The organism is Variovorax sp. E3 (assembly GCF_016082275.1).
Taxonomy (GTDB): Bacteria; Pseudomonadota; Gammaproteobacteria; order Burkholderiales; family Burkholderiaceae_C; genus Variovorax.
Genome location: NZ_MOWM01000080.1, coordinates 15,553 through 31,742 on the forward strand (window position 1 = coordinate 15,553; position 16,190 = coordinate 31,742).

Genomic DNA, 16,190 nt, shown 5'->3' on the forward strand with positions numbered 1-16,190 from the left:
ACCACACATCCACCTCCCACGAGACTTCCACCATGCGTGTCTTCAGTGCCTCCCTTGCCACCGAAACCAACACCTTCGGCCCGATGCCGACCGGTATCTCTTCCTTCCAGGACCGCGGCTACTTCCCCGCCGGCCAGCACCCCGATGCGCTGACGCTGTACTCGGGCCCGCTGTGGGCCGCGCGCATCCGCGGCAAGGACAAGGGCTGGACACTGCTCGAAGGCATGGTGGCCGGCGCGCAGCCCAGCGGCACGACCACGCGCCACGCGTATGAAACGCTGCGCGAGGAAATGCTCAACGACCTGCGCGCGGCGCTGCCGGTCGACATGGTGCTGCTCGGCCTGCACGGCGCCATGGTGGCCGACGGCTACGACGACTGCGAAGGCGACATGCTGCAGCGCGTGCGGCAGATCGTCGGGCCCGACGTGGTGATCGGCGCCGAGCTCGATCCGCACAACCACCTCACGCCCGCGATGGTGGACAACGCCGACGTGATGATCTCGTTCAAGGAGTACCCGCACACCGATATCCTGGAGCGCGGGCTGGAGCTGGTCGACATCTGCGCCGCGGCGGTCGAGGGCAAGGTCAAGCCCGTGGCCGCGATGGTCGACTGCGACATGATCGTCACGGTGCACACCTCGCGCGAGCCGGCGCGCAGCTTTGTCGATCGCATGCAGGCGCTCGAAGGCAAGGACGGCGTGCTGTCGGTCTCGCTCACGCACGGCTTCTCATGGGGCGACGTGCCCGAGATGGGCACCAAGGTGCTGGTCTACACCGACGGCGACCAGGCCAAGGCGAACGCCCTGGCGCGCCAGCTGGCCGACGAAGTCATTGCCATGCGCGACGGCCTCACGGTCGACTACCCGAGCATCGACGCCTCGCTCGACGAGGCGCTGGCCTTCGACGGCGGCCCGGTGGTGCTGGCCGACGGTGCCGACAACCCCGGCGGCGGCGCGGCCAGCGACTCCACCTTCATCCTGCGCCGCATGCTGGAGCGCGGCATCACGAATGCGGCGCTGGGCCCGATGTGGGACCCGATTGCCGTGCGCATCGCCTTCGACGCGGGCGTGGGCGCCAGGCTGCCGATGCGCATCGGCGGCAAGATCAGCCCGCTGTCGGGCGACCCGCTGGACGTCGAATGCACCGTGAAGGCGCTCCAGCACGACCTGGTGATGACGGGCCTGTCGGACACGCCCGTTCCCATGGGCGACTGCGCGCTGGTCGAGGTCGGCGGCATCGACGTCGTGCTGATCACGCGGCGCAACCAGGCCATGGGCACCGACCTGTTCACGCAGCTGGGCTGCGACCTTGCGGCAAAGAAGATCGTGGTCGTGAAGTCGTCGCAGCATTTCTACGCGTCTTATTCGAAGGTGGCCAGGCACGTCATCTATGCGGGCGCGCCGGGCGCCGTGACGCTCGACCTCACCACCCTGCCCTACCGCAAGGCGCGCCTGCCCAAGTGGCCGATCGGCGTCGCGGCCTGAGCGGCCTGCTCCTGCTTCTTTTCTTCCTGCCTTTCTTTCGCCCCCACCGACCGGAGAACCGACGATGAAACGACGAACGCTTGCCGCCCTCGCTGCCCTGGCCATTTCAGGCGCCTTTGCCGCGGGCCTTCCCGCGCTCGCCCAGACGCCGCCCAAGACGCTGAAGGTGGTGGCGCACGCCGACCTGAAGATCCTCGACCCGACCTTCACCACGGCCTACATCTCGCGCAACTTCGGCTACATGGTCTACGACACCCTGTTCGCGCAGGACTCCACCGGCAAGCCCCAGCCGCAGATGGTCGAGAAGTACACCACCTCGAAGGACGGCAAGCAGTGGAGCTTCACGCTGCGCCCCGGTCTGAAGTTCTCCGACGGCAGCGCCGTCACCGCCACCGACGCCGTGGCCTCGCTGCAGCGCTGGGCCGCGCGCGACAGCCTGGGCCGCGCCATGACGGCGGTGGGCGCCGAATGGAAGGCAGGCGACGCGCGCACCATCAACCTCACGCTGAACGAGCCCTTCGGCATGGTGCTCGACGCGCTGGCCAAGCCCTCGGGCTTTCCGCCGGTGATCCTGCCCGAGCGGCTGGCCAAGATGCCGGCCACCGCGCCGCTGCCCGAAGTGCTGGGCTCCGGCCCCTTCATCTTCAAGCGTGACGAGTGGGTGCCGGGCAACAAGACGGTGTTCGTGCGCAACCCCAACTACGTGCCGCGCAGCGAGCCGCCGAACGGCCTGGCCGGCAGCAAGAAGAGCAACTTCGAGCGCGTCGAGTGGCTCTACCTGCCCGACGCCAACAGCGCCGTGTCGGCGCTCAAGCGCGGCGAGGTCGACTTCATCGAGCAGCTGCCGCCCGACTACATCGGGCCGCTGCGGGCCGACACCAACATCAAGATCGGCTCGGGCGGCGCCTACCAGGCCTTCCTGGTCATGAACCAGCTGCACCCGCCCTTCGACAACCCGAAGGTGCGCCAGGCCGTGCTGCAGGCGGTGAACCAGGAACGCTTCGTCGCGGCCATGGGCTTCCCGCTGGACATGCGCATGGCCTACTGCGCCACCTACTTCATCTGCGGCAGCCCCAACGACACCTCGGCCGGTGCCGAGCCCTACCGCAAGGCCGACGTGGCCAAGGCCAAGCAGCTGCTCTCGGCCGCCGGCTACAAGGGCGAGAAGGTGGTGCTGATGGTGCCGAGCGACGTGCCCTACCTCAACGCCGAGGCGCTGATGGCCGCGCAGACACTGAAGAGCATCGGCATCAACGTCGACGCGCAGAGCATGGACTGGGCCTCCATCGGCGCGCGCCGCGCCAAGCGCGATGCGGCCGACGCGGGCGGCTGGAACATGTACGTCACCGTGGCCGGCGAGTTCGACGCCAACTCGCCCATCGCCAACGCCTACCTGGGCGCGGCCTGCGGCAACACGCTGCCCGGCTGGCCCTGCGACAAGCGGCTCGACGAACTGCGCACCGCGTGGCTGAAAGAAACCGTGCCCGCCAAGCGCAAGGAACTGCTCGACGCCTTCCAGACTCGCGCCTTCGAGGCCGTGCCGTACATCAACGCGGGCCAGTACTCGGCCGCGAATGCCGCGCGCGCCAACCTCAAGGGGCTGGACAAGCTCTGGGCCGGCATGCCGGTGTTCTGGGCACTCGACAGGTAAGCCGGCCGAGCGGCGCGCACAGGACACGACTCCATGGGCTACATCGTTCGACGCTTTCTTTCCACGCTGCCGGTGATGGCGGTGGTGGCCGTGGTGGTGTTCCTGCTGATCCACCTGTCGCCGGGCGACCCGGCGGCACTCATCGCGGGCGACCTCGCCACCACCGAGGACATCGACAAGCTGCGCGCCGCGCTCGGCCTGAACCTGCCGCTGTGGCAGCAGTTCACGCTGTGGCTGGGCAAGCTGCTGACCGGCGACCTCGGCACCTCGATCTTCACGCAGGTGCCGGTGGCGCAGCTGCTGGGCCAGCGGCTGGAGCCCACGGTGTCGATCGCGGCGCTGACCATGCTCATCACGCTGGTGGTGTCGGTGCCGCTGGGCACGCTCGCGGCCTACCGCGCGGGCAGCTGGATCGACCGGCTGGTGATGCTGTTCGCGGTGCTGGCGTTCTCGGTGCCGGTGTTCCTGGTGGGCTACCTGCTGGTCTACAGCTTCGCGATCCAGCTGCCGTGGTTTCCGGTGCAGGGCTACGCGCGCTTTGCCGACGGCCCGGGCGCGTGGCTGCACTCGCTGGTGCTGCCCTGCGTGAACCTGGCGCTGGTGTACATCGCGCTGGTGACGCGCATGACGCGCGCCACCGTGCTCGAGGTGCTGCACGAAGACTACATCCGCACCGCGCGCGCCAAGGGCCTGGGCGTGCTGCCGGTGCTGGGCCATGCGCTGCGCAACGCGGCCATTCCCATCGCCACCACCGTCGGCGCGGGCATCGCGCTGCTGATCGGCGGCGTGGTGGTCACCGAGACGGTGTTCGCCATTCCGGGCGTGGGCCGGCTGGTGATCGACTCGGTGCAGCGGCACGACTACCCGGTGATCCAGAGCGTGCTGCTGCTGTCGGCGGGGGTGTACGTGCTGATCAACCTGTTGATCGACCTGAGCTACCGCTTCTTCGATCCGCGCATCCAGTACTGAAGAAAAAACACATTCCCCACATCCTTATGTCCACGGTACTCCCCATGAGCGAGACCCACGCGCCCGCCCCCACCCCCACGGTACCGGACGCGGCCGACGAGGCCCCCTTCGTGCCGCCGCGCTGGCGCTGGGCGCGCAAGCACCCGACGCTGATCATCGGCGCGCTGCTGCTGATCGCCATTGCCGCCCTGTCCATCGCTGCGCCGTGGATCGCCACGCACGACCCGCAGGACATCGACCCGCTCGCGCGCATGCAGCCGCCGTCGGCCGAGCACTGGTTCGGCACCGACGCGCTGGGCCGCGACGTGTTCAGCCGCGCCGTGTGGGGCGGGCAGGTGTCGATGATCGTGGGCGCCACGGTCGCGGTGCTGGCCACCTTCTTCGGCATCGTGCTGGGGCTGGTGTCGGGCTTCGTGCGCTGGGCCGACGGCCCGATCATGCGGGTGATGGACGGGCTCATGGCCATCCCCGGCATCCTGCTGGCCATCGCGCTGATGGCCGTCACGCGCGCCAGCCTGACGACGGTGATCATCGCCATCACCGTGCCCGAGATCCCGCGCGTGGTGCGGCTGGTGCGCTCGCTGGCGCTCACCCTGCGCGAGCAGCTGTTCGTGGAGGCCGCGCACGCGGTGGGCACGCGGCTGCCGGTCATCCTGCTGCGCCATGTGCTGCCGAACATCGTGGCGCCGCTGGTGGTGCAGGCCACCTTCGTGGCGGCCGCCGCGGTGCTGACCGAAGCGGCGCTGTCCTTCCTCGGCGTGGGCGTGCCCTCGCAGACGCCGAGCTGGGGAAACATGATGGCCGAGGGCCGCAACTTCGTGACCGTGGCCTTCCACATCATCCTGTACCCGGGGCTGCTGCTGGCGGCCACGGTGCTGGCCATCAACCTGCTCGGCGACGGCCTGCGCGATGCGCTCGACCCGCGCCTGGCACGCCAACTGTGAGCGACGCGCCATGAGCATCACCATGTCCCACACCGCGCTCGCACCGGGCGAGCCGCTGCTCGAGGTCGACAACCTGCGCACGCACTTCCACACGCTGGCGGGCGTGGTGCGTTCGGTCGACGGGGTTTCCTACACCGTGCGCGCGGGCCGCACGCTCGGCGTGGTCGGCGAATCGGGCTGCGGCAAGAGCGTGACCGCGCTGTCGATCCTGCGGCTGGTGCCCACGCCCCCGGGCCGCCACATGGGCGCCGTGCGGCTGCGCGGCACCGACCTGATGCAGCTGAGCGAACGCGAGATGCGGCAGATTCGCGGCAACCGCATCTCGATGATCTTCCAGGAGCCGATGACCTCGCTGAACCCGGTGCTCACCGTGGGCCGGCAGATCGCCGAGACCGTGCAACTGCACCAGAAGGCCAGCCGCGCCGATGCGCTCCAGCGCGCCGTCGAGATGCTGCGCGTGGTGCAGATCCCCGAGCCCGAGCGGCGCGTGAACGAGTACCCGCACCAGCTGTCGGGCGGCATGCGCCAGCGCGTGATGATTGCGCTGGCCCTGGCCTGCAACCCCGAGGTGCTGATCGCCGACGAGCCCACCACCGCGCTCGACGTGACCATCCAGGCGCAGATCCTCGACCTCATCAAGCGGCTGCAGAAAGAGCTGGGCATGGGCGTGGTGATGATCACGCACGACCTGGGCGTGGTGGCCGAGAGCTGCGACCGCGTCGTGGTCATGTATGCGGGCAAAAAGGTGGAGGAAGCCGACGTGATCGACCTGTTCGACCGCCCGCTGCACCCCTACACCCGCGCGCTGATGGCCTCGATGCCCGCGATGAACACCGCGAGCACGCGGCTCACCGAAATTCCGGGGCTGGTGCCGGCCGCGCACGAGCTGGGGCGCGGCTGCGCCTTCGCGGCGCGCTGCGGGCATGCGCGCGAACGCTGCCGCACCGAGACGCCGCGGCTCACGCAGCAAGGCAACGACCACGTGGTGGCCTGCTTCGCGGTCGAAGAACAATGGGCGGGCGTGGAAGAGGTGACGGCATGACGACGATGACAACGACAACCACGACGACAACGACCACGAGTAGCGCCGCCCCCCTGCTGCGGGTGCGCGACCTGCGCAAGCACTACACCTCGCCCAAGCGCTGGCTCAGCCCGCGCAAGCCCTCGATCCAGGCGGTCGACGGCGTGTCGTTCTCGGTGGCGCGCGGCGAGACGCTGTCGCTGGTCGGCGAGTCGGGCTGCGGCAAGACGACCACGGCCAAGTCGGTGCTGCGGCTGGTCGAGCCCAGCGCGGGCTCGGTGCAGCTCGAAGGCGAGGAGCTGTTGACGCTCACGCAGGAAGACATGCGCATGCGCCGGCGCGACCTGCAGATCATTTTTCAGGACCCGTATGCCTCGTTGAATCCGCGCCTCACGGCCGGCGACATCGTGGCCGAGCCGCTGCGCAACTTCAGCATGGGCGACGCGGCCGAACGACGCGAGCGCGTGCAGTGGCTGTTCTCGCGCGTGGGCCTGCGGCCCGAGGCCGCCAAAAGTTTCCGCATGAGTTCTCGGGCGGCCAGCGCCAGCGGCTGGGCATTGCGCGCGCGCTGGCGCTGAACCCGAAGCTCATCGTGTGCGACGAGCCGGTGTCGGCGCTCGACGTGTCGGTGCAGGCGCAGGTGGTCAACCTGCTGATGGACCTGCAGGCCGAGTTCGGCATCGCCTACCTGTTCGTGGCGCACGACCTCGCCGTGGTCCGCCACATCAGCCACCGCGTGGCGGTGATGTACCTGGGCCACATCGTGGAGATCGCCGACCGCGACACGCTGTTCGCCACGCCACGTCACCCCTACACCGAGATCCTGCTGTCGGCCGTGCCCGTGCCCAACCCGCGCACGCCCGCGCGCCGCATGTTGTTGCAGGGCGACCCGCCGAGCCCGGCCAATCCGCCCTCGGGTTGTCGCTTCCACACGCGTTGCCCGATGGCGCAGGCCGTGTGCAAGGAGAAGGCACCCGAGCTGACCGAGCGGCCGGCGTCTTCCAATGGCAGTCATTGGGTTGCTTGCCACTTCCGTTGAGATGACCCGTTGCTGTTTCGTTCAGGGTGCGATCACGCCGACGGGGTGCCTTGCTCCGCGAATGTCCCCCGCCCTTCGGGCTCCTCCTTTATTTCGCTGCGCAAGGCACCCCATCAGCGTGACCGCTTTTCGCGGTGGTCGTTGATCGGCGAGTACCAGCAGCGTGCCCAAGTGCGCAGGGCATCGGGTGCTCCCCGCAGCGAAATAAAGGAGGAGGGGCGAAGCCCCGGGGGACATTCGCGGAGGGGAGTACCCGGTGTCCTGTGCACACGCCCTGAACGAAACCGCCCAAGACAACACATGAAAGGACCGAGATGAACAAGCTCCCCCACTACGACCTGCTGATCCAAGGCGGCACCGTCATCGACGGCACCAAGGCGCCGCGCTTCAACGCCGACGTAGGCATCGTGGACGGCCGCATCGCCGCCATCGGCGACCTTGCGGGCCACACCGCCGAGCAGACGCTCGACGCCACCGGCCGCATCGTCGCGCCCGGCTTCATCGACTCGCACACCCACGACGACCAGGCCGTGCTGTCGCAGGCGCAGATGCCGTTCAAGGTGTCGCAGGGCGTGACCACCGTGGTGGCCGGCAACTGCGGCATCAGCGCCGCGCCGCTGCGCGTGGACATGGAACTGCCGATGCCGCTGAGCCTGCTCGAGTCGCCGGCGGAAGGCCGCTTCACCAGCTTCGCGGCCTATCTCGATGCGCTGCGCGCCACACCCTCTTCCGTCAACGTGGCCGCGATGGTCGGCCACTCGACCCTGCGCGCCGTCGTCATGGCCGACCTCGACCGGCCCGCGAACAACGAAGAAATCGCGGCCATGCAGGCGCTGGTCGAAGAAGCGATGCAGGCCGGCGCCATCGGCATGTCGACCGGCACCTTCTACCCACCGGCCGTGAAGGCGACGACCGAGGAGATCATCGAAGTGGGCCGCCCCCTCACCTCGCGCAAGGCGCTGTACGTGACGCACATGCGCGACGAGAGCGACCGCGTGATGGAGTCGCTCGAAGAAACCTTCCACATCGGCCGCGCGCTCGACATTCCGGTGGTGGTGTCGCACCACAAGGTGCAGAACACGCACAACTTCGGCAAGACCCAGGTCACGCTGCCCTTCATCAAGGAGGCGATGCAGCACCAGTGCATCGGGCTCGACTGCTACCCGTACACGGCCGGCTCCACCATGATCCGCACCGACCGCGGGATGATGGAAGGCCGCGTGCTCATCGCGTCGAGCGTGCCGCACCCCGAATGCGCGGGGCGCGACCTGAAGGACATCGCGGCCGAATGGGGCGTGTCGGGCGAGGTGGCGGCGCAGCGGCTGCAGCCCGGCAGCGCGATCTATTTCATGATGGACGAAGACGACGTGCAGCGCATCCTCGCGTTCGACGACACCATGATCGGCTCCGACGGCATTCCACTGGGCGAGAAGCCGCACCCGCGCCTGTGGGGCACCTTCCCGCGCGTGCTGGGCCACTACAGCCGCGACGTCGGCCTGTTTCCGCTGGAGACGGCGGTGTGGAAGATGACGGGGCTCACGGCCCGCAACTTCGGCCTGCACGAACGCGGCACGCTGAAGCCGGGCCACCACGCCGACGTGGTGATCTTCAACGCCGCGACGGTGCGCGACACCGCGGACTACGAAACGCCGACGCGCGCGGCCGAAGGCATCGACGCGGTGATCGTGAACGGCGCCGTGACCTGGCGCGACGGCGTGCACAGCGGGGCACGCAACGGGCAGGTGATCACGCGGCGCGACGCGGCCTGAAGCGGTTCCTCATGCCCAGTCGGCGGCATTCCGCAGCCGGATGCCGCTGGCATGCATCGATGATTGCCAGACCGGCTTGAGGGGCACAAGGGAATCGACCGCCCTCAGCTCGGTGCGGCATGCGGCCAGCGCGGCCCGCAGGTCGGACAGGCGGACTACGTCGCGCGGCACGACCGCATCGCGCGACACCCACATGCCCGCGTCGTCGATGTCCACGAAGTGCTCGCTCGGCAATTCGTAGCGCGTGAGCGCCGCTTGCGCGAGCCGCTCCATCCAGCGCGCCTCGATGTACGCGATGGCCGAGGTTCCGGGCGCCGCATCGCCGAGCCATGCCTGCCGGTCGCTCGCGCTGGTGCCGGCATGCGCCCACATCACGATGCGCGGGCATTCCCTGGGAAAGAGGTACAGCTGCTGATGGTCTTCGGCAATCGCCCAGACCAGCGGGCCGTTGAGCCAGTCCATGCCCGGGCGGCGCGGGGCCGGCGTGCGAACCGGACGGGGGTCGAAGCGATCGATGTCGCTGTCGTCGCTGAAATGAAACAGGTGCATGCCCTGAGCGTAGCCGCCCGGAGCACGGCTGGCGGGGTCAGTCCGGCGCGTTCATCACGCGATCGAACTCTTCGTCGGCCGGCACGTTGTCGGCATCGAGTTCGCTCGCATCGGTGAGGTCGATGCCGGTTTCGTCCGACAGGTCGTCGGAGCCCTCGTTCTCGGGTTCCTCGAAATCGTCGGCGGGCGTGTTGTCTTCGTCGTCTTCGGCGGGCGAAGCGGCGCGCGCGGTGGCGGCGACTTTGGTCATGATCGGTTCCTCGGCTGATTGCTGACAGGCCCCCTATGGTGCGCCTGTTTCAGCCGTTGCGGTTCATCCGGCACGCAGCGTCGGTGTCGGAAAGTTTCCCGCGTGCCCGTCCACCGCGTCCACCGGACGGGCAGATCGCTCAGTCCTTGTGCACGTGGCCGTGCTCGCCGTGCCCGGGGTCGCCATGGCCGTGGTCGTGCCCGTGCTCGCCGTGGGCGAGGCGGCTCACGCCGGTGACCAGCACGATGCCCGCCGCCAGCCACAGGATCTGCGCGGCGGTCTGGCGGGCGGGCAGGCGCTTTTGCAGCTGCGGAATCAGGTCGGCCAGCGCCACGTAGACGAAGCTGCTGCCGGCCAGCACCAGGAAGTACGGCAGCCAGCTGTGCAGCTGGTCGACCAGCCACCAGCCCGCGATGCCGCCCAGCGTGGTCATGGTGCCGGCAAGCGACACCTTCACCAGCGCCGCGCGCTGGTTGGCCGAGCTCTGGCGCAGCACCACGAGGTCGCCGATGTGGTGCGGAATCTCGTGCGCCAGCACGGCGATGGCGGCCACCAGCCCCAGGCGGATGTCGGCGGTGAAGGCCGAGGCGATCAGGATGCCGTCGCCGAAGCAATGCACGCTGTCGCCGGTCAGCACGGCCCAGCCGCCGGTGCGCGGCGTGTTGTCATGGCCATGGTCGTGGCCGTGCCCATGCCCATGCGCGTGGCCATGGTCGTGGCCCGCGTGCGCGTCGGCCTCGCCGCCATGGTGGTGCTCATGCCCGTGGTGCCACAGCTCGGCCTTGTCGAGCAGGAAGAAGAACACCAGCCCGAACAGCAGCACCGCGAACAGCAGCGCGGGCTCGATGCGGCTTTCGAAGGCCTCGGGCAAGAGGTGCATGAAGGCGGTGGCGAGCAGCGCGCCCGCCGCCAGGCTCAGCAGGTGTTGCGGGTTGACCCCGCCCGAGCCGTTGCGCACGCCCACTTTCAACAACAGGGCCGCGAGCCAGACGCTCCCGATACCGGCAACCAGGGTTGCCACGATGATGACTATCAAATTCATAGCTGCTTGCGCAAGTGGGGCGGCCGTCGAGACAGTCTCGGGGCCGTTGCCCGTTCATAAAAAGAGAAAAGGCCGTCACATCGGACGGCCTTCGGCGGGGGTGGCTACAAGGCGCCGTCTTCAGTCAGGCGACACCATTGGCTTTGAACCAGGCCGTGGCGCGTTGCCAGCCGTCGTCCGCCGCGCTCTTGACATAGCTGGGGCGGTAGTCGGCATGGAATGCGTGGCCTGCTTCGGGATACACGACGAAGCTCGATGCCTTGGCCGCCGCGGTTCCATTGGCCAGAGCAGCTTTCATCTTATCAACCGTGTCAAGGGGGATGCCTTGATCTTTTCCGCCATACAAACCGAGCACCGGCGCCTGCAGGCTGGCGGCCACGTCGACGGCGTGTTTCGGGGCCAGTTCGCTGGCCTGGCCGACCAGCCGGCCGTACCACGCCACGCCCGCCTTGACCTTGCCGGCGGCGGCATAGAGCCACACGACGCGCCCGCCCCAGCAGAAACCGGTGATGCCGGCCCTGGCGGTGTCGCCGCCGTTGGCCCTGGCATAGGCCAGCGCGCCGTCGAGGTCGGCCATGACCTGGGCGTCGGGTACCTTGGTGACGATGTCGGCCTGCAGCTTGGGGATGTCGGTGTAGCCGCGCGGGTCGCCCTGGCGCGCATACAGCTCGGGGGCGATGGCCAGGTAGCCGAGTTGGGCGAAGCGGCGGCAGGTGTCGGCGATGTATTCGTGCACGCCGAAGATTTCCTGAACGACCAGGATCACCGGCAGCCCGGTCTTGCCGGCGGGCGCCGCCGCGTAGGCGGGCACGTCGAAGCCGTTGACGGTGTACTTGACGGGGCCGGCCTTCAGGCCTTCGGACGAGGTGGTGACGGCGGTCTGCGCCACCACCGGCATGACGGCCGCCGCGTAGCCCACGCCGATGGCGGCCTTCAGCGCTGTGCGGCGCGTGGCGCCCTGCCCTGTGCTGGCGCCGGGGCGCAGCGAGTCGAAGTCGGAACGGCTGTCGTCGAGGGACATGAAAGGGGCTCCAGTGGATTCGCCTGGCAAGGGGCGCCGCGCGAAAAAACGCACCGCCGCAATGTAGGCGAAATCGGCCCGTGCCCCTATGTCCCGAAATTCAGTGGGGTTGGTGCTGTACGCCGTAGGCCCGGCGCGCCAGCGCGGCGGCCAGCACCTGCGCGGGGTCGATCAGGTCCAGCCCCGCCACGGCGGCCGAACCCTGCAGGCCCAGCGGCACCTCGGTGCAGCCCATGATGATGGTCACGGGGCCGTGGCGCTGCGCGAGCCGCAGCGCCACGTCGGAAAAGCACTGCTCGGCCAGCGCCATGTTGCCGGCCTTCACGCCCTCGAAGATGCCGCGCGTGATGGCCTGGCGCTCGTCCGCCAGCGGGATGTGGCAGCCCAGGCCCGCTTCGGCCAGCGCCTGTTCGTAGAGGCGCACGCGGTAGGTGCCCTCGGTGGCCATCAGCGCCACGTCGGTCGCGCCCTGCGCCGCCAGTTGCCGCGCGGTCTCGCGCGCCATGTGCAGCAGCTCCACCTGCGGAAAGCGCTCCTGCAGGTTGGCGTGCCAGGCATGCGCGGTGTTGCAGGCGATGGCCACGGCCCGGCTGCCCAGCGCGGCCAGCCGGCCCAGCGCCTGCAGCATCGGCTCCAGCGGCTGGTGCGCGCCCTGCTCGGCGCTGGCCAGCGCGTCGGTGCGGTCGGGCACCGGCACCTGCGCGAGCCAGTGTTCGGGAAAGGACTGGTCGCGCACCGGCTCGCCGCGCGCGCGCATCTGCTGCGCGCAGGCCTGCACGAAGAGCCGGACGAAATCGGCGCCCGCCGCGGGGCCCATGCCCCCAAGAATGCCGACCACCTGCGTCACTGCCATGTCCTTTTCAATCCGGTTCTCTTCTTCTTTTCCACTGCCCCTGAGTCGATCAGGTCGCGGGCTTGTCGCTCAGGGCCTTGAGGTTGTCCTTCAGCTGCGGGCTCATCGGCAGGTTCAGCGGCACGTTCTTCGGCGGAATCGGCTGCATGAACCACTTGTTGTAGAGCTTCTCGAACTCGCCGCTCTTCATCATGGCGGCGAAGGTGTCGTCGACCACTTTCTTGAAGGCCGGGTCGTCCTTGGGCAGCATGCAGGCATAGGGCTCGACCTGCAGCGACTCGCCCACCACTTCGTAGTCGGCCGGCGTCTTCGCGTTGGCGATCAGGCCGAACAGCAGGATGTCGTCCATGGCGAAGGCCACGGCGCGATCGCTCTGCACCAGCAGGAACGCGTCGGCGTGGTCCTTGCCGAGCACGATGTCCATGCCCAGGTTCTTCTCGCTGTTGTACTTGCGCATGACCAGCGCGTTGGTGGTGCCGGTGGTGCTGGCCACGGTCTTCTTGGCGAGGTCGGCGTAGTCCTTGATCTTCGACGACTTCTTCACCAGCAGGCGCGTGCCCGTGTAGAAGTGGTTGATGGCAAAGGCCACGTCCTTGCCGCGCGCGGTGTTGTTGGTGGTGGAGCCGCACTCCAGGTCGATGGTGCCGTTGGTGATCAGCGGAATGCGGTTCTGCGAGGTGACGGGCATCAGCGCGACCTGCAGGTTGGGCTTGTTCAGCTTCTTCTTCACCGACTCGACCACGGCGTTGGAAAGCTCCACCGCGAACCCGATCGGCTTGTTGGGGCCGTCCAGGTAGCTGAAGGGCACCGACGACTCGCGGTAGGCGAGCGTGATCTTGCCGGACTCGGCGATCTTGGCCAGCGTGTCGGCGGCTTGCGCACCCGTGGCGGTGAAGAGCACCGCGGCGGCCATGGACGCCATCAGGACGGAGAGTTTCATTCGAGCCCTCGTTCGGTTGAATTGAACAGAAGGTCAGTGTAGGAAGGACTGGCCCGCTGAAATAATTCCAATTGAAACCCGGGCCATGCCTAAAGGTTATGGGTGGACGCCAAGCGCCCCCCAGGCATGCACTTTGGCTATGGGCCACCGTGCAATTGGCATGGGCGCCCGGTGCCTCGCGCCCCTAAAGTCCACGTAGCCTCCTCTTTTTCATCACTCCCGGAAAGTTGCCTCCCATGCATGTGTGTGTGCTCGGCGCCGGCATCGTGGGCCTGGCCACCGCCTGGCAGCTCGAACGCCAGGGCCACCAGGTCACGGTGATCGATCGCGCGACGCCCGGTGCGGGCGCAAGCGGCGGCAACGGCGCGCAGCTCAGTTATTCGTATGTGCAGCCGCTGGCCGATCCGTCGATCTGGAAGCAGTTGCCCAAGCTGCTGCTCTCGCCCACCTCGCCGCTCAAGCTGCGGCCGCAGCTCGACCCGCTGCAGTGGCGCTGGGGCATGGCGTTCCTGGCGGCCTGCAATGCGCAAACCTCGCGCGACACCACGGCACAGTTGCTCGCACTGGCCGCCGAAAGCCGCGCGGGCTTCGAGGCAATGCAGGCCGACATCGCGCCCGACTGCGACTTCTCGGCCACCGGCAAGCTCGTGCTCTATGCCAGCTCTGCTTCGCTCGAAGGCGCGCGCGCGCAGCTCGAACTGCAGCGCGCCATGGGCAGCGAGCAGCGGCTGGTCACGCCCGACGAATGCATTGCCATCGAGCCCGCGCTCGCCAGCTATCGCGGGCAGATGGCGGGCGCGGTCCACACGCCGAGCGAGTGCGCGGCCGATTGCCTGAAGGTGTGCGCCGAGCTGATGCGCGCGCTGAGCGCGCGCGGCGTGCGCTTCATGCTCGGCACCGACGTGCACGGCTTCGCACGCAGCGGAAACCGCGTCGCGGCCGTGCGCACCAGCGACGGCGACCTGCAGGCCGACGCCTTCGTGATGGCGCTGGGCTCGGCCTCGCACAAGCTGGGCCGCGCGCTCGGCGCCTACTTGCCGGTGTACCCGCTCAAGGGCTACAGCATCACGGTCGAGGTCGATCCCGCGCCCGGCGCCGCGCCGCGCGTGAACGTGACGGACAGCGCGCGCAAGGTGGTGTTCGCGCGCATCGGCTCGCGCCTGCGCGTGGCGGGCATGGCCGAGCTGGTGGGGCATGACGCGAGCATTCCGGCCACGCGCATCGAGACGCTCGCGGCGGCCACGCGCGCGGTGTTCCCGCAGGCGAGCCGGCTTGAAGAACTGCACCCTTGGACCGGCATGCGGCCCGCCACGCCCAAGGGCCTGCCGATCATCGGCCGGCTCGAAAGCGCGCCGCCCAACATGCTGTTCAACACCGGCCACGGCGCGCTCGGATTCACGCTGGCCTTCGGGTCGGCGCAGCGGGTTGCGCGGGCGCTGGACCCCGCGGCTTCGCCGCCCTGAGCTTGCGGCCGAGGCGCCGCCAGCCGATCACCACACCCGTCAGGCTCAACAGCGCGCCGCCCAGGCTCAGCACGACCAGCACCACGTCCCACAGCGGGCGGCGTTCCAGCAGCGGCAGCCAGTCCCAGCTGTGCAGCATGGCAAACAGCCAGCGGCTCGCGCGGCGGCCGCTGTCGCTGCGGCCGACGACCGCGCCGGTCAGCGGATCGACGTGCACCCAGCTCGCGGACGCATCCACGAACACGACGCGCCACACGGGCAGCGGCTTGTCGGTGCCGCCGGTCATGGTGTGCGGCTCGCGCGTGTAGTAGTGGCTGTCGTAGGCGCTCAGCACGTCGATGCGCGCGACGGCATCGGGCAGCAGGCGGGCGACCGCGCCTTTCAGCATTTCGGGGTCGATCGCTTGCGGCTGCGCGGTGAGCGCATCGCGCACGGCGGGCCGGCCCGTGGCGGTGCTGGCCAGCACCAGCGTCTGCCCCGCGCGCCGCACCCAGCTCAGCTCGCGCACGTTGCCGCCCATCGAGGCCAGCAAGGCAGCGGGCGCGGCGTCTTGCGCCGAAACGACCAGCGCCCCGCCGTTCATCGCATCGACGCGCAGGGCCTCGGCCTTGCCGTCGAACACGCGCCAGGGGTTCATCGACATGAGCCCGCTGAAGATCCAGGTCAGCGTGACCAGCGCGAACAGCAGCCCGCTGATGTGATGCCAGCGCATCATGAAGCCCTGGTACGGCGAGTGCGACCCGCTCTTGTAGACGCGCCTGAAGCGCCAGCGCATCACGCCCACCACCGTGCCCGTCAACGTGACGGCGATGCCGACGATGGAGAGCCAGTTGACGATGTCGGCCCAATAGGCGTCGAGCGCGGTGCCGCGCAGCGGATACAGCCAGTGGATCCACGCGCCGGCGTAGTTCCAGAGGCGCTCCACGCGCGGCGCGTCGCGCACCACCTCGCCGGTCTTGCCCGACACGTACAGCCGCGTGGCCTGCGCGTCAGCCAGCTCGACCACATGCAGCGGGCGATGGGCATCGAGCCCGCGCGAATGCGTGAACGCGTCTTCGTCGATGGTGCCGCGATAGTCCGTCGCCACGCCCTCGCCCGCGTAGGCCTGCGCGCTGGCGAGCACGCGCGCGCGGTCGACCTCGCGCAGCACGCCGCCGGTCCGCGCGTCGACCACGACGGTGCCGCTGCCCGGCGC

Annotated in this window: 14 protein-coding genes and 1 pseudogene; 8 read left to right on the top strand and 7 right to left on the bottom strand. The window is 69.0% G+C overall.

All coding sequences use genetic code 11. The features are described 5' to 3' along the window. The first annotated feature begins 32 nt into the window (after positions 1 to 32). The 7 genes and pseudogenes from BMG07_RS24250 to BMG07_RS24280 all read left to right on the top strand — a co-directional run bounded on the left by BMG07_RS24250 (position 33) and on the right by BMG07_RS24280 (position 8,877). A complete protein-coding gene (locus BMG07_RS24250) occupies positions 33 to 1,484 on the top strand; it encodes a M81 family metallopeptidase (RefSeq protein WP_198086702.1) in 1,452 nt (483 codons plus the stop codon). A gap of 64 nt (positions 1,485 to 1,548) precedes the next feature. Beyond that, positions 1,549 to 3,135: an ABC transporter substrate-binding protein gene (locus tag BMG07_RS24255; protein ID WP_198086703.1), complete on the top strand. Its 1,587-nt coding sequence runs from the start codon at positions 1,549 to 1,551 to the stop codon at positions 3,133 to 3,135. Between the two features lie 33 nt (positions 3,136 to 3,168). After that, entirely contained in the window at positions 3,169 to 4,104 is a 936-nt protein-coding gene (locus BMG07_RS24260; RefSeq protein ID WP_198086704.1) for an ABC transporter permease, read from the top strand. A 44-nt stretch (positions 4,105 to 4,148) separates the two neighbouring features. Continuing rightward, positions 4,149 to 5,048 carry an ABC transporter permease gene (locus BMG07_RS24265; protein ID WP_198086705.1) on the top strand — a complete coding sequence of 300 codons (900 nt, stop codon included), beginning with the start codon at positions 4,149 to 4,151 and terminating at the stop codon, positions 5,046 to 5,048. Between the two features lie 10 nt (positions 5,049 to 5,058). Beyond that, positions 5,059 to 6,090, top strand: a complete 1,032-nt coding sequence (locus tag BMG07_RS24270; protein WP_198086706.1) for an ABC transporter ATP-binding protein — start codon at positions 5,059 to 5,061, stop codon at positions 6,088 to 6,090. A 5-nt stretch (positions 6,091 to 6,095) separates the two neighbouring features. After that, positions 6,096 to 7,108: pseudogene (locus BMG07_RS24275) on the top strand (ABC transporter ATP-binding protein). Between the two features lie 314 nt (positions 7,109 to 7,422). Continuing rightward, a complete protein-coding gene (locus tag BMG07_RS24280) occupies positions 7,423 to 8,877 on the top strand; it encodes an amidohydrolase family protein (protein WP_198086707.1) in 1,455 nt (484 codons plus the stop codon). A gap of 9 nt (positions 8,878 to 8,886) precedes the next feature. On the opposite strand, the gene BMG07_RS24285 is transcribed toward BMG07_RS24280, so the two are convergent. From BMG07_RS24285 to BMG07_RS24310, 6 genes are all read right to left on the bottom strand, one after another. Then, complete coding sequence (locus tag BMG07_RS24285; protein WP_198086708.1) at positions 8,887 to 9,426, bottom strand: DUF6886 family protein; 540 nt, start codon at positions 9,424 to 9,426, stop codon at positions 8,887 to 8,889. 37 nt (positions 9,427 to 9,463) lie between these two features. Then, positions 9,464 to 9,676 carry a hypothetical protein gene (locus BMG07_RS24290; RefSeq protein ID WP_198086709.1) on the bottom strand — a complete coding sequence of 71 codons (213 nt, stop codon included), beginning with the start codon at positions 9,674 to 9,676 and terminating at the stop codon, positions 9,464 to 9,466. 139 nt (positions 9,677 to 9,815) lie between these two features. Beyond that, a complete protein-coding gene (locus BMG07_RS24295; protein WP_198086710.1) occupies positions 9,816 to 10,718 on the bottom strand; it encodes a ZIP family metal transporter in 903 nt (300 codons plus the stop codon). A 124-nt stretch (positions 10,719 to 10,842) separates the two neighbouring features. Then, positions 10,843 to 11,739, bottom strand: coding sequence for a dienelactone hydrolase family protein (locus BMG07_RS24300; RefSeq protein ID WP_198086711.1), 897 nt, complete (start codon positions 11,737 to 11,739; stop codon positions 10,843 to 10,845). Between the two features lie 100 nt (positions 11,740 to 11,839). Next, positions 11,840 to 12,592, bottom strand: a complete 753-nt coding sequence (locus tag BMG07_RS24305; protein ID WP_198086712.1) for an aspartate/glutamate racemase family protein — start codon at positions 12,590 to 12,592, stop codon at positions 11,840 to 11,842. 49 nt (positions 12,593 to 12,641) lie between these two features. Continuing rightward, complete coding sequence (locus BMG07_RS24310; RefSeq protein ID WP_198086713.1) at positions 12,642 to 13,532, bottom strand: transporter substrate-binding domain-containing protein; 891 nt, start codon at positions 13,530 to 13,532, stop codon at positions 12,642 to 12,644. Between the two features lie 236 nt (positions 13,533 to 13,768). On the opposite strand from BMG07_RS24310, the gene BMG07_RS24315 reads away from it, so the two are divergent. Beyond that, positions 13,769 to 14,995, top strand: coding sequence for a D-amino acid dehydrogenase (locus BMG07_RS24315; protein ID WP_198086714.1), 1,227 nt, complete (start codon positions 13,769 to 13,771; stop codon positions 14,993 to 14,995). Here the strand turns inward: BMG07_RS24315 and BMG07_RS24320 are convergent. After that, positions 14,928 to 16,190, bottom strand: a 1,263-nt coding sequence (locus BMG07_RS24320; protein WP_198086715.1) for a PepSY domain-containing protein, incomplete at its 5' end; no start/stop codon positions are given. The genes BMG07_RS24315 and BMG07_RS24320 overlap by 68 nt on opposite strands.